Source organism: Pirellula sp. SH-Sr6A, assembly GCF_001610875.1.
In the GTDB taxonomy this organism is placed as follows: Bacteria; Planctomycetota; Planctomycetia; order Pirellulales; family Pirellulaceae; genus JBKCUI01.
Map to the genome: position 1 here is coordinate 5,940,365 of NZ_CP011272.1, position 26,572 is coordinate 5,966,936.

The window sequence follows — 26,572 nt, forward strand, 5'->3', positions numbered from 1 at the left end:
AGCTCACGCGGTATGTCGAGGATCAGTCGATGGCGGCTGCGGGGCAGGAATCGGCTCGCGCTCGCGCGGTTGGCTTTACTATGGCAATGCTACAAAGGCGGATGGCGTCGTCGATCTATGCTGTTCGCCGCAGTCTAGAGCGGATGCGAGCGCGACGTCAGAAGATTCTTGACGATCCAGACGCTTATCGGCAGGAACTGATTGAACGCAAGTTACCTGACGACTTTGAAGAGCTCACAGATGAAGAACGTCAGTCTATTATTGACAGGCTAGAAGACGAGGTTCTATCGGTTGATCCAGCAGCGCTTCGTTCAGAAATTGGGCGACTTACGCAATTGATTGACCAAGCAAAACAGCTAGAAGATCGAAACATTCAAACTAAACTGCAGAAGTTAAAAGCCATCCTGAAAGAAGAAGGAATTTTCGATAACGCAAAGATGAAGTTGCTTGTTTTCACCGAACACAAGGACACCCTTGACTACCTTGCAGGGGATGGTCGCGATGACCGACCCTTGGGAAAGCTGCGTGAATGGGGGCTTACACTCACGCAAATCCATGGCGGTATGAAAGTTGGCGACCGTGATACGCCCGGAAGTCGTATCTATTCCGAACGTGAGTTTCGCGAGTCAGCTCAGGTACTCGTGGCAACGGAAGCAGCTGGCGAAGGAATCAACCTTCAATTTTGCTGGCTAATGGTCAATTTCGATATCCCTTGGAACCCTGTACGACTCGAACAACGAGTTGGACGAATCCATCGCTACGGGCAGGAGAAAGATTGTCTTGTATTTAATTTTGTTGCACAGAATACCCGAGAAGGCCGCGTCCTTCAGACACTCATAGAGCGGCTCAAGGAAATCCGTGAGGATCTCGGTAGTGATCAAGTATTTGATGTTGTTGGCGAGGTGTTCCCTTCAAACCTTTTGGAGAAACTGTTTCGCGAGATGTACGCTCGCCAAATGAATGAGCACCAAATCCAAGATCGCATCGTTCGTGATGTAAGCCCCGAGCGATTCCGTGAGATCACGGAATCTACACTTGAGGGGCTCGCAAAGAAGGAGCTCAATCTTTCCGCTATCGTCGGCAAATCAACGGAAGCGAAAGAAAGACGACTCGTACCAGAGGTTATTGAGTTGTTTTTTGTGGCTGCCGCACCAGAAACCAGTCTTCACCCAAAGCGATTGGAAGGCAGAGACAAAACTTCTGATCGCTGCAATGTCTATCGCATCGGAAAGGTGCCTAGGCATCTGGTTGTCATTGGGGATCGACAGGAAGCTCGCTTTGGTCGTCTTGGTCGAGAATACGGCAAGATTGTCTTTGACAAGGCTTTGCTTGGTACAGATCCGACACTTGAATGGGTGACTCCTGGGCATCCTCTTTTTGAAACCGTGCGAACGGATGTCGTTAGCCGAACGGAAGACGCGTTGCGGCGGGGCACAGTCTTTTTTGATATACATCGCAGCTATCCAGGGCTCATCGACGTTTTCGCGGCATCAATTAAGGATGGTCGTGGTCATTGCCTTCACAGGCGACTATTTCTAGTTGAAACACTAGCGACAGGTGAGATGAGGGTACATGAACCAACGCTTCTTCACGATATCATTCCAGCTCCAAACGGTACTCCGGCCCCTGGAGACACGATCCCAGATCGCAGCCAAGTCGAACTGTACCTTTACACGAAGGTCCTTGAACCTTGGGTTAGGAAAGAAGCGGCCATTCGGGAGAACGAGGTCGCACGAATTGCTAAGCATGTTGAGATAAGCCTCAATTCGCTCATAGACCGACAAAACCATCAGTTGGGTGAATTCCTCAATCGACAAGTCGAAGGCGAGACTGTAACTGGGCTAGATGGAATCATTTCTCAGGCGGAACAGCATCTAGATGATCTAAACAATCGGCTAGAGTCAAGGCGTAGGGAACTTGAGCTTGAGCGACATTGTGCAATTGCAGATATAGGACACTTGGGGCGAGCTTGGATCGTTCCACATCCTGACCGCGCTAGTCCACAAGTTGCGCCGATGGTTCGTGACGATGACGTTGAACGTATTGCGGTTCAATTAGCCATCGCACACGAAGAGGCCCGTGGCTGGGTAGTAGAAAGTGTTGAATCTGAGAATAGGGGATTCGACTTAATCTCCCGTCGCCCGCATCCTGAAGATCCAATGACTTTTATCGAAGTGCGTTTTATCGAGGTCAAGGGACGGGCTTGTGTTGGGGTTGTAGCGCTGAGTTCCAATGAGTACCAGACCGCTGTTCGACTCAAAGACGACTACTGGCTCTACGTCGCGTTCAACTGCGTAGGAACTCCGCAACTCTACACGGTTAAGAATCCGGTCGAACTCGGCTGGAAGCCTGTGATGGCTGTGGAGCACTATCAGATCGGTGCTGACAAGATTGGAGGGCACCGTGCAGAAAAAAGTTAAGGGGGTGTTTGGTCTGGTGAACCGCAAGGTTTGCACCGGAGCCCCTTTACCCCCGTTTCTTTCGGAATTGATGGTTTAATTGTCGGTTATCCCAGAAGAAAAATCAAGTTGGTTTCCCATGAGGTTTGTCCCCAGAAACGCCATCGCGAATCTGAAGTTCCACCCGCACGAATTGCTTTTTCTCGATTGCTGGTATGGGCTTACGCACGAAAAGTCCCTCGATTCTTACCGGGTCAAATGCTTGAACGCACGTACGGTTGTTCACGAGCTTTGCGATGAAATCTCGAAAGGGCGCATCGACCAACCGGAGTTTCAAGGTCTTTGCAGTGAAGCACTTGCGATTCTGCAAGGCGACCCAGCTATTAGTCCTTCGTTCTCACGCGGTTTCGCCGCAATCAAGCCATTCCTAGAATCACCGCCCCACCTCGCCGGCAGCAACGACAAAAAGGAAAAGGAGAGTCAGGAGAACCAAAAAAAGCTAAAGGAGATGATGTTTGCAGCAACGGACTTGCTTGCGGCGCTCGAGTCCCGCTACTTCTCAACGGCCTGCAATCGACTAGTTGAATCACTCTCAAAGCCCGAGATAAAGCATATCGCTCCGCTCACCGGCACAGTGGTCAGCGATCTGGTCTCACGCGGATGGGAACTTGGCGAGTTATTTCGATGGCATCGAAAATTCCTGGTTGCTGACGGTCGCACGTTTTCAGAAAACCTCGAATTCTTGATCGAGTGCCTAAAACGACCACCCACTGAGTTCAGAGTCACGCTCCGTATCAGTGGCGGAAACAACCTACGACAACTTACAGAATTTCGGAGCTTTTCCCTTTCTTCGCAGAGTCACATACAACCAGACCACGAATACCAAAAACGCTTCGTATCAGAGGATGGCTATACGGTATTTGCGGAAGGAACGTTTATGTCTGTCGATTTTCTGTCGGCAGCTATCCAGGCTCGCGATGCAATTGAGCCCCTTCTCGATTCATTGCGATTCGAGTTCGAACCGGGATTATTGAGCATCGACCGGCAGGCGTTTGTGACGCGAAACGTTGATGCGAAAAGAATGCTTGTTCACGTCGACAATCCAGTTCCCAATCCAGTCGACAAGCTGGATGAGGAGAGTTTCAAGAGCTTTTCCGCACGACTTGCGACGGTGCTCGCCTCGTCGAGGATTGATACCGAATCAAAGAATCGGATTGAGACCGCGCTTCGGAGATACCGGTTCGGTCGAGACAGTCACAATTACTCCGACAAGTTTCTACATTGGTGGATGGGCCTGGAAGCGCTGACCAGCGTAGGAGGCGTCAGAATCGGCCGTACCGTAGCCGACAATGTCAAGCACGTCATGCTGTGCGGATACTTGTTTCGCATCCTTCGCGACCTGCTGATTACTCTGAAGTATTTACGGATCGAGTGGCATTCCGATTTCCAGGCTGTAGTGCCGGTTGACAGCTTCACCGAGGTCGATGTTCCGGGATTGATTCGAATCATTCGGGACAAGCCGCTTGCTAAGCGTCTCTGGGAGTCCATCTCAAACTGCTGCTACGTCGCGGACCGGGGACGACAGGTTACCGAGTGGATAACTGAGCCAGTAAAGACTGAGAGTCAGTTGAGCGCTCATTTGCAAAGGCTGAACTGGCATGTTGATCGCCTTTACCGAATTCGCTGTTGTCTAGTGCATGGCTCACCTGTGCGGTTTCGCCTCGCACTCTATTCCGCCAATCTTGAGTTCTACCTGAAACAAATCTTGGTGTTCACATTGAACGAAATGGCGAGGCACGAGCACATCACCGATTTAACTAGCTTGTATCAACGCAATGCCGTGTTGTGGCAACGGCGACTCAAGGACCTTACGGATGCCAGATCCGCAAACGATCAAACCATTGACGAGGCTGTCTTCGCTTCCGTGGTAACACTAGAGTAGGAACTAAACTGACAGTGAATCAATATCCTAAACGTCTCATCGAAGTCGATCTTCCTATTGCCCGCATCTCGGCCCATGCTCGTCGGGAGAAGTCGATTCGCCACGGTCATATTTCAACGCTACACATTTGGTGGGCAAGGCGGCCCTTGGCCGCATGTCGAGCCGTAATTTGTGCCTCCCTTTGGCCGGACCCGGCAGATCCATTATGTCCACCTTCCTTTCGGACGGCCGCGGTGGAGGCTCTAACAGCGTTTGCCAAGCGAGTCAATCCAGAGCGAATTACCGCCGAGATGCGCCAACTACAGGAGACTCTGTCCGAAGAATCGCGAGGACGGTGGGAAGGGATCGCAGGTGGAAAGTTTAGCTTCGACGCCTCAAGTCCCGAGGATATGGTAGTACTACGTCTTGCCTTGTTGGACTTCGTTGCTGACTTTGCCAACTGGGACAACTCCACAGTTCCAGCATTTTTGGAGACAAGTCGAGCGTTGACTCAAGCGGCTCACGAGGCTCTCGGGGGAGTTTCAGGGACGAGACCGCTGTTAGTCGATCCGTTCGCCGGAGGTGGATCGATTCCACTTGAAGCATTGAGAGTGGGTGCCGACGCCTTTGGTAGCGACCTTAATCCGGTTCCACAGCTCTTAAATAAAATAATCCTTGAGTACTTACCTAAGTATGGCGAGAAACTCGCTGACGAAGTGAGCAAGCAAGGAGCCAGAGTAAAGATTGCAGTTCAAAAGTCACTCTCCACATTTTATCCAGTCGATTCAGACGGAGCGAATCCAATTGCATATATCTGGGCAAGGACAGTCAAGTGCGAGGGGCCTGCTTGTGGTGCCGAGATTCCTCTGATCCGGTCTATGTGGTTGTCGAAGAAAGGAGTCCGTCCGGTTGCACTGCAGTTGATTCCAAATCAATCCCATTCTCGCATAGACTTTCGAATCATCGTGAAAACTCGTGACGGCTGGGTCTGGCAAGATTCCCCGTCCTCGCGTGTTTTGAATCCGATGTTTGAAGGCACCATGAAGCGTAGTTCGGCAACATGCCCTTGCTGCGGATATACGACACCAGCAAACAATGTTAAAGAGCAGTTGGCACTGCGGCGAGGCGGAGCCAATGATGCCAGATTAGTTTGCATTGTGACTGTCAAAACAGGTGTCGTTGGAAGATCTTTTCGGTTGCCAACGGTCAAAGACCTGCAGGCCATCGATGCTGCAGGCAATGAAATTGCACGACTCGATGAGGTCAAAGGCGAAGGAGAGATACCGAGTGAAGATCTTCCTTATTTACGAAGCATTTTCAATATCCATTTGCTCGGTGTTCACAAATGGAGATACTTGTTCTCCAATAGACAGCTGCTCGCGCTCCTTACATTTGTCCGCGAGATCAAAAAATGCTATGCGGCAATTGATTCGGACGACCATGAATTTCGATTAGCTGTGATAAGCTGTCTTGCATTGACTTTGAGTAAGTTGACCGACTTGGCAAACAGCCTCTGCGCTTGGGAACCGAATGTTGTAACAGTTCAGCATCTCTTCGGACGCCAGGCGATGGGAATCGTCTGGGATTTTGCCGAAGGCAACCCAATAGGTGCATCGCGAGGCAGTTGGGATGTCTATCATGACAACACAGTATTTGTATTGCGAGAGTACTCAAACAAGTGGCATATAGGGCATTCTGAAGCAGCGTCCGCCGATAAACATCCATTACCTAACGATTCAGTAGATTTATTTGTTACTGATCCTCCATACTACGATGCCGTTCCTTATGCTGACTTGTCTGACTTCTTTTACGTATGGCTTAAACGAATTCTTGTCGATTGGATGCCATCAACATTCTGCACTGAGCTTACACCAAAGAAGCAGGAAATCGTCCAGCTCTCCGAACGCAATCCAAAATATTCATACAAGACAAAGGAAAATTTTGAGAGGCTAATGACCGCTGCTATGGCAGAAGGACGAAGAGTTCTAAGGCCGGAGGGGGTCGGAGTAATTGTATTTGCACACAAAACAACTACAGGGTGGGAAACTCAGTTACAATCATTGATAGCCGCCGGTTGGATGATTACGGCCTCTTGGCCAATCGATACGGAACTAGCAACCAGACTGCGTGGAATGAATTCGGCAGTGCTCGCTTCCTCCGTCCATCTTGTCTGCCGACCTCGGGAAACAATTGAGGGTGCTCTCGTTCAATCCATTGGCGAGTGGAGGGATATCCTTGCCGAGTTGCCGAGGCGTATTCACGAATGGATGCCGCGATTGGCCGCCGAAGGAGTCGTTGGAGCTGATGCGATTTTCGCTTGTCTTGGGCCAGCGTTGGAAGTGTTCAGTCGCTATAGCCGCGTTGAGAAAGCAAACGGTGAAACTGCAACTCTTCGGGAATACCTCGAACACGTTTGGGCCGCTGTTTCCTCTGAAGCGCTTGCGCTGATCTTCAAGGATGTGAGTGCTGCTGGTTTGGAACCAGACGCTAGGTTAACTGCTATGTGGTTGTGGACGATCGGCGGTGGAGCGAGTAGCTACGGAAAGAAGTCCGGTAATGATGAAGTAGATGAAAGTCTCGACGAAGAGACCGGTGACGACGAGGAAAATTCTACGAAAGCAGGAAAATCAAAAGTCGCAAGTGGTCTTGTACTTGAGTACGATGCCGCTCGCAAAATTGCTCAGGGACTAGGTATTCACCTTGAGCAATCTGAGTCACTTGTTGAAGTAAAAGGTGATAAAGCAAGGTTGATTCCCGTTGCAGAACGGACAACATACTTATTCGGTAAAGGGACGACCGTAACAACGTATGGACCTAGTCGTAAAAAGAAGCTCAAGCAGCGGTCGTTGTTTGAAGAACTTGGCGAAATCGAGGCAGCGGAAGCTGGTTGGATTGACCTGCAAGGTCCTACGCCTGGCACCACCGTACTTGATCGTGTTCACCAGGCTATGATTCTGTTCGCGGGTAACCGTGGAGAACTGTTGAAGCGATTCCTTGTAGAAGACGGGGTTGGTAAAGACGAGAGGTTCTGGAAGTTGGCTGACAACCTCAACAAGTTATACCCATCCGGAACCGAAGAGCGTCGCTGGGTTGAAGGCGTGTTGGCTCGGAAGAAAGGATTGGGGCTATGACTTCCAACCCTTTTCCTAAACGGCTGATCGAAGTTGACCTTCCGATCTCAAAGATCTCGGCCCATGCTCGTCGGGAGAAGTCGATTCGCCACGGTCATATTTCAACGCTACACATTTGGTGGGCAAGGCGGCCCTTGGCCGCATGTCGAGCCGTAATTTGTGCCTCCCTTTGGCCGGACCCGGCAGATCCATTATGTCCACCTTCCTTTCGGACGGCCGCGGTGGAGGCTCTAACAGCGTTTGCCAAGCGAGTCAATCCAGAGCGAATTACCGCCGAGATGCGCCAACTACAGGAGACTCTGTCCGAAGAATCGCGAGGACGGTGGGAAGCCCTGGCGGCCGGTAAATTGTCACTGAATCCGGACGATGCCGTTGATATGCGCGATCTGCGGATGGCGTTGCTCGACTTCATCGCCGACTTCGCAAATTGGGATAACTCGACAGTTCCTGCATATCTGGAGACAAGTCAAACACTTACTCAAGCAGCTCACGAAGCGTTGGGTGGAGAGCCAGGGACAAGGCCTTTAGTTGTTGATCCTTTTGCAGGTGGCGGTTCGATTCCACTGGAAGCATTGCGAGTCGGTGCCGATGCGTTTGCGAGTGACCTCAACCCAGTTCCTGTGCTGCTGAACAAGGTCGTACTCGAGTACATCCCCAAATACGGAATTCGGCTGGCTGAAGAAGTACGCAAATGGGGAGCGTGGATTAAGGAACATGCAGAAAAGGAACTCGCCGAATTCTATCCCAATGACCCCGACGGCGGGACCCCGATCGCATATCTCTGGGCACGGACGATCCTATCGGAGGCACCAGATGCAAATCTTGCACCTGTGGAGGTGCCGCTATTAAGAACGATGTGGCTGTCTAAGCGTAGAGGGTTCGCATTTGCACTTCGTTGGATTCGGGACAAGCAAGGTAAAGTCGTAACGGACGATGTATTGGTTCAAAGTGGCGACCAACCAAAACGCATACGAAGACCACGTCTTGAGATCTTTTCTCCAGTGTCGGATTCAGAGGTAGAGAATGGAACTGTCAAAGGTGGCTCCGCGACATGTCCCGTCTCAGGCTTCACTACCTCTGCGGCACGAGTCAAGGAACAGCTGAAGACGCAAAGAGGTGGTGCTCAGTCGGCGAGGCTTTACGCGATGTACGTTGAACGCAGCAGTACGCGTGGTTTTCGGACTGCAACTTCGACTGACTTGACTTTATTTCATTCAGCCACACGGGCTTCGGAAGAAGTCTTGAGAAAAAACCCAGATGCTTTTCCTATCGAAAATATTAACCCAATTCGTCCCTACAAGAATTCACGAGGGCTGAGTGCCGTCACACGAATCGGCTGTATTACATTCAGCGACTTGTACAATCGACGTCAAGCGCTTGCGATTCATACGTTGTATGAGGCGTTGACAAAGATTGAAGATCTTGACCACGGATTAGAAACTGACTTACTCAAGGCTGTGCAAGTCGCCCTAGCATTTGCGATCAACCGATCAGTCTCCCAAAACACTTCAATGTCGAGATGGGATGCAAGCCGACTGACAATCAAAGGCGCATTTTCAAAACAGGCTCTTGCTGTCGTATGGGACTTTGCCGAGGCAAATCCATTCTCCGGTGGATCCGCAGATTGGGATGGCGCGATTGCATGGGTTACAAAGTTCATATATGCAAATAGTATCCTTTCATCGCCTGGTACTGTTGTACGCTCATCTGCGACGAGAAGTATTCTTCCAACTGATTCAGCGGCAGCACTCGTTACTGATCCACCATATTTCGCAGCCATTCCATATGCTGATCTCTCAGATTTCTTTTACGTTTGGTTCCGTCGCGGACTTCGCGACGTATTTGGCGAACTCTTCAAATCGTCGTTGAGTGAAAAAGATGACGAATTGATTGTCACAAATGCGCAGAAAGGGCCAGGGGGGCGGCAAAAGGATGACATGTTTTTTCGCGAGGGAATGGCAACTGCCTTGAGGACTGCACGAGATTGCGTTCTACCCTCAGGTATCGGTGTAGTAGTATATGCTGAAGGGACGACCGCAGGTTGGGAGGCAATATTGGGAGCAATTATCGATGCCGAATGGATGGTGACTTCGTCATGGCCCATCGATACTGAAATGACAAACCGCACGCAAGCGCACGAGTCCGCATCGCTTCAGTCGTCTATTCATATCATCTGCCGACCACGTGAGGACGCTAGCGGAGCGGTAACTCAAAAAGTCGGTGAATGGCGAGATGTGCTCCGGGAATTGCCGATTCGGATCCATGAATGGATGCCTCGCTTAGCAGCCGAAGGAGTGGTGGGCGCGGATGCGATCTTTGCGTGCCTAGGACCGGCATTGGAAGTTTTCAGCCGGTATTCTCGCGTTGAGAAAGCCAACGGTGAGACGGCGACGCTCCGAGAGTATCTGGAACACGTCTGGGGAACGGTTTCTTCCGAAGCTCTCTCATTGATCTTCAAAGACGCAAATGCGGCCGGGCTGGAACCCGATGCTCGCCTGTCCGCCATGTGGCTTTGGACAATCGGCGGTGGATCCTCCAAAGAAGGTAAAAAACCAAAAGCGAACAGCGAGGAAGCCGACGATTCAGACGATGCCTCGGACGATGACGACGATTTGTCATCGGGTAGCAAAGGCAAGTCGACAGGTGGGTTTGTGCTGGAATTCGATGCGGCTCGCAAGATCGCTCAGGGATTGGGGGTGGATTTGGAGCAATGCGAATCGTTGGTGGAAGTCAAAGGCGACAAAGCCCGATTGCTCCCCGTCGCTGAGCGGAAAACGTACTTGTTCGGACAAGAAGCTCAGGCAGGTAATTTCGGGATAGGACGTCGGAAAAAGATGCAACAGAAAACTCTGTTTGCAGAACTCGACGAAATCGAAGCCGCAGAAGCAGGCTGGATCGATCTGAAAGGGCCCACGCCCGGCACCACCGTACTTGATCGTGTTCACCAGGCAATGATTCTTTTCGCAGGAAACCGGGGAGAACTGCTGAAGCGATTCCTTGTAGAAGACGGTGTTGGCAAAGACGAGAGGTTTTGGAAGTTAGCGGATAACCTCAATAAGCTTTACCCGCCAGCAACCGACGAACGCCGCTGGGTCGAAGGCGTGTTGGCTCGGAAGAAAGGGTTAGGGCTCTAGCGGATGTCGCAAACCAGTCTATTTGATCTTTGGCGAACTTCCTTTTTGCACGTTGTTCAAGAGCAAGAAATTGCTGCGAATCTCAAGGCAGCTTCCCTTAATGAGGACCTCAAGAATTGGACGAGTTGTTTAACTTCCGCAGTTGTCACCTCCTGCCAAAAGTCAGGTTGGCTCGCTGCAGCAAAAGGACACAAGCTTGATGAGCTACCTCAGGCCGGACAAGAGTATTTAAGTATTGATGTGATGGCATTCGCATCTTCGCCGGCGATCGGTCGTTGGAAACTACCAATTGCGGCTTTCGAATTAGAGAATCACCGAACAGATGCTCGCGTCGGATATTCGCTTTGGAAGGTACTCTGTTTGCGTACGGAACTGCGAGTGGTGTTCGCATTTCGTCGTGACTGGGAGGAAAGCCGTCGTTCGGTTGACGCGATTTGTCGCGATGTAGTTGGCAGTCTCTCAGTCCCGGAACGAGTCGCGGTGACCGGTAACACTGTGCTAGTTATTGGCAATCGAGGGGGGGGAGAGACCTTCCCCTGGGGATATTTCAAGATGTGGCTGCTCGACCCAAAGGTGGGGCGGTTCGAGAAGATCTAGTAACAGCCGTGAGGCAAAAGGCGTTTTTATGGCAAAGCTTAAACCCTGGTACCAAGTAGTCACTCCGCGAGAGGACTTGCGAGATAATCGACCGCTTGAAGCATCGGAGTTTGCGGTTCATCTGGACCACATTCGAACAGGTCGCGATACAGTGTCGAAGGACTACACCAATCCTGCGCGTTTTTTCGAGCGTACTTATCTGACCGCAAGTCTATTGGAATTATCTTCTCAGGTTGTTCGTCGGTTGAACGGTATCCAATTGGAAACCTCAGCCGTTTTCAACATGGCAACGCAATTTGGCGGCGGAAAGACTCACTCACTTACGACACTGTTTCACTTAGCTCGGCACGGTGAAGAATCGAAATCATGGAAGGGAGTGGAGCGTATTCTCGAGAAAGCGGGCGTCAGAACGATTCCTAAAGCTCGCACCGCAGTCTTCGTCGGAACGGAGTTTGATGCGATCACCGGTCGCAAAGGGGATGGGGAACCGACTCGGAAAACGCCCTGGGGTGAAATTGCATGGCAGCTGGGCGGCGCAGAAGCATTCGCAAAAGTAGCTGAACACGATGCCCAAGGCGTTTCTCCGGCAGGAGATGTTCTTCGAGAGATGCTGCCGACAGGTCCGACACTCATCTTGATGGACGAATTACTGAATTACATCAGTAGCGGACGCAGGCTAGGACTACGCGACCAATTCTTCAACTTTCTTCAGAACTTGTGCGAAGAGGCTCGAGGCCGAAACAATCTGGCTATGTGCATCTCAATCCCACGTTCTGACCTTGAAATGAATCCTGATGACCAGCGAGATCATGATTCGATCAAGAAACTATGTGATCGTACGGGCAAGGCTATTCTGATGTCTGCTGATCGTGAAATGCAAGAGATTATCCGACGTCGTCTCTTTGAGTGGGATGGACTACCTAAGGACGCTCTTGCGACTATCTCTGCGTATGCGGAATGGGCTGCAGATCATTCTCAGGAGCTAGCAGGAGTCGATCGCGATGCTGTTTATGAACAGTTCAAGTCTTGCTATCCATTCCACCCCTCCGTAATCTCTGTTTTTGAACGCAAATGGCAAAGCTTGCCGCGATTTCAGCGAACTCGCGGCGTACTGAGGCTGTTGGCTCTTTGGGTGTCTCACAACTACCAGGAGGAGCACCGCAAAAACAGCCAAGAGCCCCTTATCACATTAGGGCTCGCACCGCTCGACAACCCACTTTTTCGTGCTGCAGTCTTTGAGCAGCTTGGATCATCCGAGCTCGAAATTCCGGTGACCGCAGACATTACAGGAAAGACGAGTGAATCCCATAGCTTGCGGCTCGACAAAGAAGCGACTGATGCAATCAAGAAGGCACAGCTCCATCGCAAAGTTGCAACAACCATTTTTTTTGAATCGAATGGAGGTCAGAGCCAAGCCCGTGCAGAAGCATCGCTACCAGAAATCAAAACCAATGTATGCAGTCCCGACGTCAACACAGCGGACGTGGATACTGTGCTCGAAGCTCTTGCTGGCTCATGCTTTTATCTACAATGGGAGCGAAACCGATATCGTTTTGGGCTTTCGCCGAATTTGAATCAAGTGCTTGTTAGTCGGCGCGGCAGTGTCGAGGTTCCAGCGATTGAAGATCGAATCAGAAAAAGAACCGAGGAATTATTCCGCAAGAACTCTTCAGATGCCTGCAAGTTTCTCGAGCGTGAGTTCTTTCCAAAGCGTAGCAATGACGTTAAGGAGATGCCACGGGTTACGTTGGTAGTAATGTCAATCGAGCATCTCGCTGAAGAGCGGGTTACCATGGATCTCATGGAGTCGATCGTACGAGATTGTGGTTCAAGCGGACGAACATTCAAATCCGCACTAATATTCGCTGCTGCAGATCCCAACGAGAGCATTCACGAAAAGACACGTGAAGTTCTCGCTTGGGAGGATATTGAGGATGATGATGAAACGAAAAAAAGAATCGAAGAAGATCAGCTAAATCTGTTAAAACGCAATCTGAAGAATGCCCAGCGCGATCTAGACGAAGCGATCTTCCGTGCATACAAGCACCTCTATTTGCTTGATAAGCAGAATAAACTGAGGCATATCGATTTGGGCAACATTACTTCTAGCTCCGCTGGAAGTTTGGCGGAAGCCTATCTCCAGCGACTGGGGGCGAGCGGTGGCCTCGATGAGATTGTTGAGTCTGTGCCTGCTCGCAAGCTACAAGCCTTTTGGCCTGCATCGCTCAATGAATGGTCAACAAAGTCCGTTCGAGACGCATTCTACTCGTCACCATTGCTTCCTCGATTGCTAAATCCGGAACAAATCAAGCGAGCAATTGCCGATGGTGTGACACAGGGGCTGATCGGTTATGCAACAAAAGACTCTGCGGGGCGATTGAAGCTTGAACGACTAAAGGAAAGCTTGTTCGATGCAGACGTGGAAATCTCTGAGGATGTTTTCATTTTGAGGCCTGAGGAGGCGCAAAAGCTTCGTGAGCCTCCGAGATTGACACAATTGATTGTGCGGCCGGAGCATGTAGTTGTGAAAGTCGGCGATCAGGTTTCGTTCACTTGTGCGGGTACTGACCAGTATGGCCAACCAATTGCCTTGGACAAAGTAGACTGGTCGGCAACCGGTGGAGCGATTGATTCGAACGGGCTGATGACAATTGGCGAGCACTCGGGCGTTTTTTCGGTTAAAGCGACAACCAATGGTGCTGAAGCTCTTGCTGAAGTTCGTGTAACAACGAGTGAAGAAATACCCCCACCGACTCCGATTGGCGAGCGGTACGTGCGATGGCGAGGGGCCGTACCACCTCAGAAGTGGATGAATTTCTACACGAAAGTGCTGAGCAAGTATGCAACTATGCCAGACTTGAAACTAGAGGTCGTTTTTGAGGCGAAGGTGGATCGGGAGCAAGCCGACGCAAAGATGCACGAAACAAAGGCGGCTCTTCGAGATCTGGGACTCGATGATACGGTTTCAAGTTAGATTTTGCCACAGACTCAGGTTGTTTCCTCTCAGAACGCAATTGCCATGAACAAACAAGCAGATTTAACTTTCAAAGATTTGCAATCTGAAATTAAGGAGCTCAGCTCGCGATTTAATCGTTTCAAGGATGATGATCTCTTCGTACTCTGGTTTCTGCGTGCCTACATTACAGAAACGGAGGAGGCGGCCGCTGATGCGATCACGGGAGGATCCAACGACAAAGGAGTTGATGCTCTGTTGGTTGATCACGCCGCTCAATGTGTGTTTGTAGTTCAGGGAAAATATAGACAGGCCCTAGGATCAAAGAGCGAGCCCCGGAGTGAGGTGATGGCATTTCTGGACCTTGCCGCTTTTTTGAACTCCTGGCCAGACAATGATTGCATGGCGTATTTAAAGACTGCGGACGAAGCAGTCGCAGAACGACTTCGCGAAGCCAGAAATGCTGTGCAGAAGCATGGCTACGACACGCGACTGTTTTTTGTTACTACTGGGAAAGTGAGCCCGACGGTTCGTGATGATGCCATGACGCAAGTCAGGCAAGTTTCTAAGAAAGCACGAATTGAAATTATCGACAGTCATCGAGCAATGCTGCTTTTCCGTGATTATCTTGACGGAGTCGCTCCCCCAATTCCGTCTGCTGACCTGGAGATGGAAGCTGGCGCTGGCATCCAAGTGAATGGCATTTCCCAGCGGTTCGACCATAACACAGGAGTCGAGTCTTGGGTATTTTCAATGCGTGGTGCCGCAGTTGCGGAGATTTTTGAGAAATCCGGCCTACGACTTTTTGCAAGAAACATTCGCGGGTACATGGGAGAGAAGACATCAGTAAACCAAGGAATGGTTGCGACGTTGGAGTCGGAGCCAGAGAAATTCTTTTTCTATAACAACGGAATTACCATAGTTTGCGATGCCGCCGAGAGAAAAGGAGCTCAGGGTAGAGATCTTTTGAGGGTAGACAATCCTCAGATTATCAACGGTCAGCAAACAACACGAACTCTCGCTGCACACGCGAAGCTCGCTGAGAAAGCGAGCGTTTTGGTAAAGGTGATTGTCGTGCCACGTGACAATAATCAAAGAGATGGATTTGATGGACTAATCTCTGCGATTGTTGCAGGAACTAACTGGCAAAATGCGATCAAGCAATCTGACTTGATGTCAAATGACCGTAGACAGATTGAGATCGAGCGAGCATTTCGCAAAGTTGGGTATATGTATTTGCGTAAACGGCAATCCAAAGGCGAGACGAGACGAGCAATCGGTCGCGGTCAGTATCGAGTGATCACCAAAGAAGAACTTGCCCAAGCTGTGGCCGGCTGTGAGTTGGATCCTACGATTATCCGGTCTGGTCGCGAAAAGCTTTTCTCTGAGCAATACTACAATACTGTGTTTCCGAACTCGGATGCTGACTTCTATCTTCCCAAGTATTGGTTGATGAGAGAAGTATCTTGGTCTTCAAAAGGTAAGCCAGAGAGAGCGTACGCGAAGTGGTTGGTGCTGAATTCACTTTGGACTCGAATTGAGCCTTTACTCCGTGGAGCTCACCGTTTGAGGTCGTTTCGAAAAATATGCGAGAGTCAGCTTCGAGACGGTGTTGTTCCACTAAGCAAGGTGATCGACCTGAGTTTCATTGAGGCGTTGCGATTCTTCAGGGATTCTCGTGGATCGGGAGAATCCGCGATTGATGTTTCTGCGTTCTTCAAAAGTCGGAAAGGGCTAGAGAAAGAATTCTCCAAGTTTATTAAAGCAGGTCCAGAAAGTCGTCGTAAAACATTCGAGAATGCACTCGTAGCGTTCAAAGCAGCTGTGGACAATTTCGAATCCTAGCTCTTGCCGAAGGATTTTCGAAATGGAGCATCCTATGGAAGTCCAAGCAGCTTGTTGGTTTTGGGCTCTCGGAGCCAACGTCTTTCGTCGATGAGGGGGCCGAAGAGAGTTCTCTTCTCCGGTTCGAGAGGAGTGTGATTCCCGCAACTTTTCAATTCTCGGCGAACCAAGGCTGACCGCCGAGTTATAAAAACAAGCCGGCGATGGTGTGATGCACTGTCGCCGGCTTTTTTCGTGTGCGTCAGGCATGACGCGGAGCGTCATTGACTGACGCTCGCAACTGGCAAGCGAAAGTGAACCAGGAAGTAACTTGTCGGGTGCAAGTCCCGATGGAGGCCTTGATGACAGGAACTCCTAGTCGACTGCAAGGGTGTCAGGGGCAACTCTGAATCTGAAGGAAGCAGCAGGCAAACTCTCGGTTCGAGGTACACGAACCGTATACGAGGCGACGACCCGGTGGGCGAGAAGGCACGAAGATTCAAAGCCCAATGTCATTCGGACCGAGTCGGCGTATATGCGGCGAATATACGAGAGGAAAGTTACGCGTCTTACCCTGAGAGATCTACGGGGATGCTGCAAAGCTAGTTGCCTCGCAAGAGGTTACGATGTCACCGTAGAAGTCAGCAGAGGCCATAGTAGTCGGAGGCTTTAGCTGACGAAGGGCCGAACAAGTTTAACCGTTTGGTGCAAAGTATTCGTGATGTGAGGTAGACGCAGAGATGACGGCTGAGAAGCCTGAGCGGCGAACAAGAGTATGCGGCGGAACCGCTGAGGGTAATTCGTACGCGCGTCAAACACTTCCGGCATGCAATGAGAACACTGAACATTCAGTCACCGTCACGATGGAGGAGGTGCTAAGCCGCAGCAATATGTTGCAGGCGTTGAGCCGTGTTGTCGGTAATAAAGGAGCCGCAGGCGTTGATGGGGTGACCGTCGATGAACTGCCAGGCTACTGCCGAGAGCATTGGGAACGCCACCGGGAAGAACTGTTCAGCGGAACGTATCGTCCGAGCCCTGTGCGAAAGGTAGAAATACCTAAACCCGGTGGCAAAGGGATGCGCATGCTGGGCATACCGACAGTGCTAGATCGCTTGATCCAGCAAGCTTTACTGCAAGTGCTCACGAGGCTCTACGATCCAATGTTTTCGGATTCTAGCTTTGGGTTTCGCCCAGGCCGGAGTACGCATCAGGCGTTGGATCGTGCCAAGGAACACATTGCTTCAGGGCATCGCTGGGTTGTCGACATGGACTTGGAAAAGTTCTTCGATCGCGTCAATCACGACATCCTGATGAGTCGCCTTGCACGTCAGATCCAAGACAAACGCATCCTGAAACTGATCCGCTTGTATCTGCAAGCTGGCATCATGGAAGGCGGCATCGTGAGTCCACGCAGCGAGGGAACGCCGCAAGGCGGTCCCTTATCACCGCTTCTGTCCAACGTCCTGCTCGATGAGCTGGACAAGGAGCTGGAACGCCGAGGCCACAAATTCGTTCGCTACGCTGATGACTGTAACATTTACGTTCGCAGTCACCGCGCCGGTGAGCGAGTGCTTAATGGTGTCGAACGCTTCCTGAGCGAGAAACTGCGACTGACAGTGAATCGAGCCAAGAGTGCCGTGGACCGCCCCTGGAACCGCAAGTTCCTGGGCTATACGTTCACGCACCATCACCAACCGAAGTTTAAGGTGTCTCCTGAATCGGTCAAACGCTTCAAGGGTCGCCTACGCGAGGAACTCCGCAAGGCACGAGGTCGCAATGTGCGTACGGTGCTTGCTCAGTTGCAGCCGGTCCTGATCGGTTGGGTGTCGTACTACCGGAAGAGTGAAGTGAAGAAAACGTTCGAGGAACTTGATAGCTGGTTACGCAGGAAGTTACGCGCCATCTACTGGCGCCAATGGAAGCGTCCGCCCAAACGAGCCCGCGAACTGACTCGCCTTGGCATTGACCGCGTGCGAGCGTGGGTCTGTGCTGGCAATGGTCATGGCCCCTGGTGGAATGCTGGCGCTAGCCACATGAATCAGGCCCTGCCTACTCGCCACCTCACGCAACTTGGGCTGATAAGCCTCGTCCAGAAAGGCACTGAGCTGAATCGTCGTTAGACCTGAACCGCCGTATACGGAACCGTACGTACGGTGGTGTGGGAGGACGGCGGGAGTAATCCCGCCTCCTACCCGATTTATTCCCCCAGTGTTTTGCAAGGCCGAACGCACTCGCCCCCTATCTCTTGCGCGACGGATCGTCTCTGCAGAGAGACTCTCTACAAAAACGGTCACCCCCCTTCTTCCGTCCCTTTAGCCCAAACCTCTCGGCACTCTCTCGCCTCTCGAACCGCGAGGTTATAAGCTCCGGGTAATAGCTAGAGACTCTCCATAGCTCGGCTCAAGACGTCCCTCTCTGGCATCTTTGAATCGATTTTTTGGGGCGCTCGATCTACCAATTTGCATAGATAGTCCTGAGGAGCGGTTTAGTCCGGTTCGGAGGAGTTCTTAAACGACTTCAACCCACCTCAGGAGGTTATATGAGCGAGACGGTCTCCCCTGCAGACCAGATCACACGCGTGGCTACGTTGTTGGGGCACGCGGTGTTGCGATGGAAACGTCAACAACAACTCGTGGAAGAAACCTCGGAGAATCTCTCCGACTCTTTACCAGAACGCCTTGATTCTCGTTCGGTTTCCTCGCTCTCTGTGACTGGTCCAAAACCCGGGGCAACGGGCCCCCAGCAGACCAGTTCCACGACTGCAAACAAACCGATGAACCATGCACGAGGAGCAAAGAGAGAGGATCGCGAACTTGATCGTCGAAGCCATTTGGCGACAAGCCAGCAGGCGGGCAGACGAGATAGCGGCAGCAGCCAAGTCCACGTCGCAGCAACGACAACGAGCGAGCAGCAACAAGGAGGTAACCGATGAGTCCTGATACGAAGAAGAAATTGATTGAGCTGTCCGAGCTTCCAATGCGACAGCTGGTTTCCAAGTACGAGGATCACTTCGGAGAGCAATGCCGTTCGAGAAACAGGCGTTACATCTACCGCCGACTTGCTTGGAAGCTGCAGGCCGATGATGAAGGCGGACTAAGCGAGCGTACGCTTCTCCGAGCCAACGCGATTGCGGGAGAGTCCCTCTTTCGAGTTACCCCGCCTCGAGCAAAGAAACCGACCATGGAGGTGGCTCGACCCGCCAATTGGGACAAACGGCTCCCACCCCCTGGCCATGTCATCGAGCGAACCTACAAGGGGAAGACCTTGTGCATCACGGTTCTAACCGATGGCTTTGAGTACGACGGGCAGCAGTACAAGTCGCTAACAGCCGTGGCGCGTGCGATCACCGGCTCCCATTGCAACGGCTTTCTCTTTTTCAAGTTAGGACAATCCAAATGAATCGTAAAAAACCAGAACAGGATCGCCGAGTCATTCGCTGCGCGATCTACACACGCAAATCGACCGAGGAGCGATTGGATCTCGAACTCAACTCGTTCGATGCTCAGCGAGATGCGGCCGAGGCCTTCATCGAAAGCCAGAAATCCGAAGGCTGGGTCTGTTTGCCTAATCGCTATGACGACGGAGGTTTCTCAGGGAGCAACCTCGATCGACCTGCCTACAACGAGCTGATGAAGGATATCGAGGCAGGAGAGATCGACTGCTTGGTCGTCTACCAAGTTGACCGATTAAGTCGGTCTCCATCGGACCTCGCCCACATCATGAGCGTCTTCGAAGCCTGTGGGATAACCTTTGTCTCAGTCACGGAGTCCAAATGAATCGTAAAAAACCAGAAGAGGATCGGCGAATCGTTCGCTGCGCGATCTACACACGCAAATCGACCGAAGAGCGATTGGACCTTGAACTCAACTCGCTCGACGCCCAGCGCGAAGCAGCCGAGTCGTTCATTGCGAGTCAGAAATCCGAAGGCTGGGTCTGTTTGCCCAAACGCTATGACGACGGAGGCTTTTCTGGCGGAAACCTCGATCGACCTGCGTACAATGAATTGATGAAGGATGTCGAGGCGGGGGGAATCGACTGTGTCATCGTCTACAAAGCCGACCGATTAAGTCGCTCGCTATTCGACTTCGCGCAGACCATGAGAGCATTCGATGCCTATGGAGTATCCTTTGTTTCGGTAACTCAGCAGTTCAATACGACCAATTCGATGGGGCGTCTCACGCTGAACATTCTCCTGTCGTTCGCACAGTTCGAACGCGAGATCATTAGCGAACGTATCAGTGACAAAATCGCACTGCAACGACAGAGGGGCCTGTGGTGTGGAGGGCAGCCCGTGTTGGGTTACGACGTCGATCGATCCTCGACGAGCCCCAAGCTGGTGATCAATGCAAAGGAAGCCGAAATGGTTCGTACCATCTTCGATTTGTATTTGAAGCTGGGCTCTCTTCTTCCCGTGGTCCAAAAGCTCAGTGAGCTTGGTTGGAGCAACAAAACCTGGCTCACTCGACAAGGGAGAATGAAGGGGGGGCGTCCATTCGACAAATGCTCGTTGCACGCCTTGCTCACCAACCAAATCTACATTGGAATGATTCGACACAAAGACCAAGTCTACGATGGTCAGCACGAGCCGTTGATCGATACGGCACTGTTCCAAAGGGTGCAAGCGCAGCTGAAGGAACATGGGAAAGGGTTAGGGAACCGACTTACAAACCGTCACAATGCGCTGCTCAAGGGACTTTTGTACTGTCCCAACTGTGGCTACTCGATGGTTCATTGTCCAACCAAGAAGAAGAGCAAGATTTATCGCTACTACGTTTGCCAGACATCGATCAAACGAGGGCGGGAGCTTTGCCAAACGGGTTCCATCTCCGCCCCAGCCATCGAGAACGCGGTTATCGAAGAAATCAAATGCCTCGTGACGGACGAGGGTTTGAGACGCGAAATCTTTGAACAATCGGAACGCCTGCGGCAGTCCAAGATCCAAAGGCAAGAGATCCAACTGCGTCAATCGAAGATGCAACGCTCGCGCGACCAGGCCGAACTGCAGCGTATGTCCACAGAGGGAGAGTTTGGCGATCTCAATGAAGTGCGCCGGCAAGAATTGGTCAACAGGATCGCCCAAACGAATGCTCGGTTGTCGGAATTGGAATCGGAGCTGGAGCGGCTGATGGACAGCAGGTTCGAGAGAACCGATGTGGAAGAAGCGATCACGGATTTTGATCGTCTCTGGGGACTGATGAAGGCCAGAGAGCGGCACGAGCTTCTTGGGTTACTGATCTCCAAAGTGGAGTACGATCGCACGGACGGAACACTCTCGATCGACTATCACCCAACGGCCATTTCCGCATTGTTAGAAAACGTGGAGGAGGTAGCCTGATGGTTCGTAAAAAGAAAAAGATCGAGATCCCCTGCACACGCAGAGAAGAGCGTCCCGAATGTGACGATCCAAAGTTGCCTGGCCGATTGCCTCGTATCACAAGGTTGATGGCCTTGGCGATACGCGGTGAAGAGTTGCTTCGAACGGGCAAGGTACAGGACATGACTCAGTTGGCCCGGATCGGCAAAGTCACCCAGCCTCGCATCTCGCAAATCCTCAGCTTGACGATGCTGGCGCCCGACATCCAAGAGCAGCTGCTGTTCCTCCCTCGTATCACCGTAGGCAAGCCAGAGATCTCCGAAAAGACTTTCCGCAAAATTACCATGCTCGACGATTGGGATGAACAGCGAAAGGTGTGGGGAGTAATTTGTTTTATATCTAATCCTGAATCCTGATGTGCCGGAGTATGAATCACTTTGCTGTATTCTCGCTGACGCTCTCGTGGTTTGGGATGCTTAACGAAACCTCCTGCATTTGGTATGAGTCCACCAGAGCAATAAGTCCATTTTGGAATTCTCGGAAAACCTTGACCGCATCCGCCGTATTCCCAAGACCTATCAAGTTTTCGATGATTGACGCGAACGACCAAAACGCTTTGCAATATCGACTGTCTGAAATCTTGCCTTCACAGGAGTTTCTAAGGTCTGAAAGTGTTTCTAAGTAAAGCCGCCCAGACGTTACGAAATATGCACGATGATTCGCTTCCGGGTCGGCGACTTCGAATTCGACGTTCGGAATCCGCGTACGTATTCGCTTCGCAAGATCTGAAACTTCAATGCCTTCATCGCTTCCTGCTTGAAGTAATGAACGGCACTTCAGGCTTCGGCATTTGCCTTCGAAAAGACACGCCGCTTCCAAAGCCCAATTTTGATTGTGTTTCGAAAGAAAGGCAACGAAATACGAGGCAGCATCAGAGATCATCGCCAGATCCGTAAGTGTATCAAGCAAAACAAGTACTTGAGTAATGAACTCAGCAACCTGTAGGCAATCATCAAGATGGGGTGCGATCTTATCGAAAGCAATGATAAATTCATTGATCGTTGTGTCTTTACGATAACCGTAGGAGAACGATGCACGTAATCCAAGACGGAAGACCCTACGGGAAGACTCATAGTCCTTAAGTCGGGCGTAACTGCCGACCAGGCTAATGAATGCACCTGATTTATACGTCCATTCCTCGACGAGATCCTTCTCAATCCCCTGAAGCAGTTCAATCGCCAGTGATTTCGATACTTTTGCCTCAATAAGTGTCTCTGCGATACCCCACAGTGCTTGTGTATACTTAACTCTGGATCGCTCCAACGTTGGTATCAAATTCTCCTTGATCACAGCTTGCAGCTCATCGGTCTCTGAGTTCCTAGCTGCAGCATTGATCAATGGACGTATTAAGTGACCGATCATACAAGAGGCAGTCTTTGTGACTTCAAACTCTGGGTTATTGAATGCATTTCCATTCAATCGAAGTACTGGCAATTGATCGCAAAACTCTGCCAAGATTGGCCTCCAATTCGTCCCTGAATCTACATCTAGACAGGCGACTTCAAATACCAGTTCAAGAAAACGTCGAGCACATGGACCTTCGAAAGAATTTATCCCATTCAGCAGCGATTGCAATCGTTCGGTTTTTCTTAGCTTCTTGGAGAGCCAAATGTCGGAGTTCAACTCATGAATCATGTTTCCTACTTGATCAAATAGTATTTGCCCTTTCAGATCAGTTCTCAATAGTCGAGGTAAGTAAAATCGGTCAAACTGCGACGATAGTTCGGGAATAAAAATGTTCTTTTTCGCAACTTCGACCAGTAGCCAACGCTCGTCGACATGTTCCAAAGCGGATGCAGCCGACTTGAATTGCCCAAGATCGTCGAGATCAAGATGAAGCTTCAAAAACAAATTCGCTCTGGCTTTTTCGCCTAACTCAGCACGTTTACAGTCAAGCCAAGCTTGAACGCGCGCATGATCGCGCCGTTCCAAACAGGTTTCTGCTGCCAGTAGCGTATGCTTACTAATACTCTCTGGAGTCTTCATTAAGTGGGAATTTAGACCGGTGCGCTGCATTCGCATTTTTTCTTGTCTTTCAACAAGTACATCAACTACGTCGGTTGGATCGGCCACCAACGCAAGTTTGCGAACGTAGTCATCAAACTCGAGGTCATGTCCAGCAAGCATTGCATTGGGTGGCGTTTGTGTAGTCTCGCGCTCGCGTAGTTGCGCAGCTACGTCCGAGTAGCCATACTCCTCGAGTAAGTCCATTGCCTGTTCGCTTGGGTAGATCACAGATAAAAATCTCGACCCAAGGAAAAGGTAGCGTTTTACCAAATGGATCTGCTCCAAATCTAACCAAGCTCTTATGAGCGTCGTCTCGTTGAACTCGCCATCGAAGGTGGCTCGCTCCAAGCACGCCATTAAACACCAAAACTTTGCAGTGTTTCTCCAATCAAGTTTATCAAGATAGAACAATGCAGCCGCAGTCAGCCCCTCATGGATCAAGGCCGTATCTGAGCCATTCATTATTTGATAGACAATCCAGTCGAAATCAATTTGCTCCAAGCGGAAGCAATCCGCCGTTTCGACAAGAAGTGGGATCAAAAACTCACCGGGTCTTGGGTCGTCTTTCAATTGAAGCAGAAAATCTACTTGGTCGGTTGCAGACAACTTTCCTTTCAAGTGATTTTCGAGTGCGAAAACCCGAAGACTGTCATGGGTGAACTGAAGATAGTCACCGGCCCTTTCGAATAAATGCATTGCTTCGAAAAACACCCCTTCAACTTCGCGCGCGTTTACCGACGGGCTCATCAAACTGCCAATTTCCGCGAAAGATAATTGAAATGGACAAGACGCCATAGCGGCAATTGCGTCACGAAGTGTAGGCTTTGACCCTTCAAATATTGATGAATAGTATCTAGAAATATCGTTATCGAATGGTGGAATGACAGACATGGAACTAGCCGACGCTTCGCCTAAAGCAACTTTGGATTTAAAGTACTTCAAGGCGTAGCTAACATAAAGTGCATGACCACGCGACGCGGAATTAATCTTCAATACAAGGTTGTCCGATTCGCTGCTCTCAAAACCAAATTTCAGAACTAGCTCTTTGATTTTTGCCTGATCTAAGGGTGGTATAAGAAGATGTGTTTTTTGTGCGACTTTCCAAAGAAACTGAGGAAGTTGCTGGGAAACCTGTGCAGTTACTACGATGACTACATTTCTTGGCAAATTGGGCGGCAAACAATCGATGAGGTTTGGTTGGTTGTTGCTTGCAAAACGCCTCGCGTAGTCCAGTCCATCGACGACGACGACTAGCTTTCGATCTGCAGGCAGTTTTTTTGAGGCAATCAACAAGAGACGTTCTAGGCTATCTGCGTCCGTCTTAATTTGGTTCGTAAGCCTTAGCCTGCGCAGTTCGCTTGCCAGAAATGCCACAAAATTGGCATGCCGCGCGCGAGTTCGAAGAAACTCATCGGTAGTGCCAGTGAAGCAGTTGTAAACGCAAACGTCTAGTTCATGATCAACTCGATCTGAGCCAAAGATTGTGTTAATGGCGGTACTCTTGCCAGAACCAGGGCTACCAAGTACCACAAGGTATCCGGACTTGATTTTCTTTATTCGTTGTATCAACTCGGAACGCAACTCATTACGTTCGGCAATGATTGATGCCAGTTGAAAGGTATTATTTGGCAGCTCAGGAACCAATTGGAGATCCCTTTCTACCATTCCAGCCGTCAAGCGACCAACACTACTGTCCGTTGACCAATCTTCAATTTTATCCAGTAATCGGCTGAGATCGTCTCGGTTACCACCCAACGCCTCAAGCTTTGCTCTAACGATCTCTTCTTGCTTTTCAATGCTAGGCGAGCCTACAAGAAATGAAATGCTACGACAAAACCTCTTGAAGCTTGTTTTGTTAAGCGAAGTCAATGAACGCCATGTGATATCAAGCTTCGAGTCCTGTTTGCTATTTAATTTGATTTTGATTTTTGACGTGCTGCCGTTGAGTATCTGCTGAAACTCAGAGTCGGCCGAGCGATTGGTAAGATACTCAAGCTCAAAGACCTGTCCGTTTCCTTGAATTAACGCCCAACTTTCCACATACGACTTGATCAATGGAACTTTACGATTTGCGCTTACTTTGGAAAACTCATCGATCGCTAATGGCTCGGCTCCAGGATTTGCCGCCCATTTGACCTGTCGATGGACAACCTTACCCGGATAGCCAACAACTACATCGTCGAATTTCCCAGAGCTTGGTTTTTCAATTTCAACCCAAATCGGAGAGTCAGGTTTTCTCGCGAGTAAATCAAGTATCGCTTCGGCTGCAATCCAGTCTTGGTAGCGAATGCCTTTGCGAATTGTCGAAAGTCGTTTTTTGGACATGTTGTTTGAGTGGGCCTTGAGTTTAACATTCAAGATCTTAGCAAAAGTCCTTGCTTAATGGACTATTCGTTGTGCCATAGTTTCTGGTGTGCAGGCTCAATTATAACCGGTCCCCTCGTCCGGCTTTACCTTCTTGGAGAACTCAGAGGACGTCCGAGCACATTTTCCTCTGACGTAGATGCTACTATTGCGTAGATTTTTCCGATTTTGCGGAGGCGTTTGACCAAACGTGGCACTTGCTTACCGTCTGATATAGGGCCAAAAGGGAAGGTAGCTAGCAATCGCTGGCGGCAGGTCTGACTTCACGGACGCACACAATGAGCCGCATTTTGTATCAGGCGTTTTATGCCCAGCTTTCATCTTCCCCATTTCAACGACATCGCAATTCTACGATCGATCGAACTTAATCGCTTCCGAACATTTCTGTTGCGATTCGACAACTATCTACGCAGCCAAGGATTCACCATCCCTGAGTTGCGGTTCTCACAGACGCCCACTTGTAGCGACTGATCGGCATCATCAATGCTCACGATGGTTCGACGCCGGACGGCATGATCGAGGCGTTATTCCACATCAGCGAGGTTTCCAATGATAAGTCGATTCTGCAATTTACCAGCGGCAAGGTTGACTTCATCAGCCGCAGTATCAAATTGACAACGCAACCGAAGCTGCGATCGAAGCCCAGCCCACCGGTCTCGTAAGTACATAACGTGTGCGTGACCTGAGCGCGCTAGCGGTTGTGGCAGCCGCCTTCCTAAACTGCGTCGGCTTCATCGTCCTAAACTATTTAGAATTTTCACGCCGAACACATGAATTGTGGGCACAAAAATGCTTCGGTCTTTTACATTTTTGCCGAATAGCCCGTCGGCATTTGGGGGGCGGTTTGTCTAACTTCCTGTTCTTAGGA

The 26,572-nt window shown here is 50.5% G+C and carries 14 protein-coding genes and 2 pseudogenes; 15 read left to right on the plus strand and 1 reads right to left on the minus strand.

Going from position 1 to position 26,572, the window contains the following annotated elements; genetic code table 11:
• Positions 1 to 29 precede the first annotated feature (29 nt).
• The 15 genes and pseudogenes from VN12_RS23045 (at position 30) to VN12_RS23105 (ending at position 21,689) form a co-directional block, all read left to right on the plus strand.
• Positions 30 to 2,420: a helicase-related protein gene (locus VN12_RS23045; RefSeq protein WP_240491241.1), complete on the plus strand. Its 2,391-nt coding sequence runs from the start codon at positions 30 to 32 to the stop codon at positions 2,418 to 2,420.
• 118 nt (positions 2,421 to 2,538) lie between these two features.
• Positions 2,539 to 4,341, plus strand: a complete 1,803-nt coding sequence (locus VN12_RS23050) for a hypothetical protein (RefSeq protein WP_146679079.1) — start codon at positions 2,539 to 2,541, stop codon at positions 4,339 to 4,341.
• Positions 4,342 to 4,355: 14 nt separating this feature from the next.
• A pseudogene (locus VN12_RS26900) lies at positions 4,356 to 4,526 on the plus strand (DUF1156 domain-containing protein); the annotation flags it as partial.
• A 105-nt stretch (positions 4,527 to 4,631) separates the two neighbouring features.
• On the plus strand, positions 4,632 to 7,451 hold the full coding sequence (locus tag VN12_RS23055) for a DUF1156 domain-containing protein (protein WP_240491242.1): 2,820 nt from the start codon (positions 4,632 to 4,634) through the stop codon (positions 7,449 to 7,451).
• Positions 7,448 to 7,624: pseudogene (locus tag VN12_RS26905) on the plus strand (DUF1156 domain-containing protein); the annotation flags it as partial. The gene VN12_RS23055 and the pseudogene VN12_RS26905, both read left to right, overlap by 4 nt.
• A gap of 48 nt (positions 7,625 to 7,672) precedes the next feature.
• Complete coding sequence (locus tag VN12_RS23060; RefSeq protein ID WP_240491243.1) at positions 7,673 to 10,585, plus strand: DUF1156 domain-containing protein; 2,913 nt, start codon at positions 7,673 to 7,675, stop codon at positions 10,583 to 10,585.
• A 3-nt stretch (positions 10,586 to 10,588) separates the two neighbouring features.
• Positions 10,589 to 11,182 (plus strand): hypothetical protein, encoded by a 594-nt coding sequence (locus VN12_RS23065; protein ID WP_146679084.1) that lies wholly within the window; start codon positions 10,589 to 10,591, stop codon positions 11,180 to 11,182.
• Positions 11,183 to 11,210: 28 nt separating this feature from the next.
• Positions 11,211 to 14,156 (plus strand): ATP-binding protein, encoded by a 2,946-nt coding sequence (locus VN12_RS23070; protein ID WP_146679086.1) that lies wholly within the window; start codon positions 11,211 to 11,213, stop codon positions 14,154 to 14,156.
• A gap of 45 nt (positions 14,157 to 14,201) precedes the next feature.
• Entirely contained in the window at positions 14,202 to 15,980 is a 1,779-nt protein-coding gene (locus VN12_RS23075) for an AIPR family protein (RefSeq protein WP_146679088.1), read from the plus strand.
• An 842-nt stretch (positions 15,981 to 16,822) separates the two neighbouring features.
• Complete coding sequence (ltrA, locus tag VN12_RS23080) at positions 16,823 to 18,079, plus strand: group II intron reverse transcriptase/maturase (RefSeq protein WP_205855087.1); 1,257 nt, start codon at positions 16,823 to 16,825, stop codon at positions 18,077 to 18,079.
• A 419-nt stretch (positions 18,080 to 18,498) separates the two neighbouring features.
• Positions 18,499 to 18,891, plus strand: a complete 393-nt coding sequence (locus VN12_RS23085; protein WP_146679090.1) for a hypothetical protein — start codon at positions 18,499 to 18,501, stop codon at positions 18,889 to 18,891.
• On the plus strand, positions 18,888 to 19,358 hold the full coding sequence (locus VN12_RS23090; RefSeq protein WP_146679092.1) for a DUF2924 domain-containing protein: 471 nt from the start codon (positions 18,888 to 18,890) through the stop codon (positions 19,356 to 19,358). Before VN12_RS23085 ends, VN12_RS23090 begins: the two co-directional genes overlap by 4 nt.
• Positions 19,355 to 19,735 (plus strand): recombinase family protein, encoded by a 381-nt coding sequence (locus VN12_RS23095; RefSeq protein WP_146679095.1) that lies wholly within the window; start codon positions 19,355 to 19,357, stop codon positions 19,733 to 19,735. The genes VN12_RS23090 and VN12_RS23095 overlap by 4 nt, the downstream gene beginning before the upstream one ends.
• Complete coding sequence (locus VN12_RS23100) at positions 19,732 to 21,294, plus strand: recombinase family protein (protein ID WP_146679097.1); 1,563 nt, start codon at positions 19,732 to 19,734, stop codon at positions 21,292 to 21,294. The genes VN12_RS23095 and VN12_RS23100 overlap by 4 nt, the downstream gene beginning before the upstream one ends.
• Positions 21,294 to 21,689, plus strand: coding sequence for a hypothetical protein (locus VN12_RS23105; protein ID WP_146679099.1), 396 nt, complete (start codon positions 21,294 to 21,296; stop codon positions 21,687 to 21,689). The genes VN12_RS23100 and VN12_RS23105 overlap by 1 nt, the downstream gene beginning before the upstream one ends.
• A 16-nt stretch (positions 21,690 to 21,705) precedes the next feature.
• Here the strand turns inward: VN12_RS23105 and VN12_RS23110 are convergent, their stop codons facing one another.
• Positions 21,706 to 25,665 carry an ATP-binding protein gene (locus VN12_RS23110; protein WP_146679101.1) on the minus strand — a complete coding sequence of 1,320 codons (3,960 nt, stop codon included), beginning with the start codon at positions 25,663 to 25,665 and terminating at the stop codon, positions 21,706 to 21,708.
• Between the last annotated feature and the right edge of the window lie 907 nt (positions 25,666 to 26,572).

Coding starts and splice junctions, on each gene's coding strand:
- VN12_RS23045 (WP_240491241.1), top strand. CDS start 30: ATGGCGGCTGCGGGGCAGGAATCGGCTCGCGCTCGCGCGGTTGGCTTT.
- VN12_RS23050 (WP_146679079.1), top strand. CDS start 2,539: ATGAGGTTTGTCCCCAGAAACGCCATCGCGAATCTGAAGTTCCACCCG.
- VN12_RS23055 (WP_240491242.1), top strand. CDS start 4,632: ATGCGCCAACTACAGGAGACTCTGTCCGAAGAATCGCGAGGACGGTGG.
- VN12_RS23065 (WP_146679084.1), top strand. CDS start 10,589: ATGTCGCAAACCAGTCTATTTGATCTTTGGCGAACTTCCTTTTTGCAC.
- VN12_RS23070 (WP_146679086.1), top strand. CDS start 11,211: ATGGCAAAGCTTAAACCCTGGTACCAAGTAGTCACTCCGCGAGAGGAC.
- VN12_RS23075 (WP_146679088.1), top strand. CDS start 14,202: ATGAACAAACAAGCAGATTTAACTTTCAAAGATTTGCAATCTGAAATT.
- ltrA (WP_205855087.1), top strand. CDS start 16,823: ATGGAGGAGGTGCTAAGCCGCAGCAATATGTTGCAGGCGTTGAGCCGT.
- VN12_RS23085 (WP_146679090.1), top strand. CDS start 18,499: ATGAGCGAGACGGTCTCCCCTGCAGACCAGATCACACGCGTGGCTACG.
- VN12_RS23090 (WP_146679092.1), top strand. CDS start 18,888: ATGAGTCCTGATACGAAGAAGAAATTGATTGAGCTGTCCGAGCTTCCA.
- VN12_RS23095 (WP_146679095.1), top strand. CDS start 19,355: ATGAATCGTAAAAAACCAGAACAGGATCGCCGAGTCATTCGCTGCGCG.
- VN12_RS23100 (WP_146679097.1), top strand. CDS start 19,732: ATGAATCGTAAAAAACCAGAAGAGGATCGGCGAATCGTTCGCTGCGCG.
- VN12_RS23105 (WP_146679099.1), top strand. CDS start 21,294: ATGGTTCGTAAAAAGAAAAAGATCGAGATCCCCTGCACACGCAGAGAA.
- VN12_RS23110 (WP_146679101.1), bottom strand. CDS start 25,665: ATGTCCAAAAAACGACTTTCGACAATTCGCAAAGGCATTCGCTACCAA.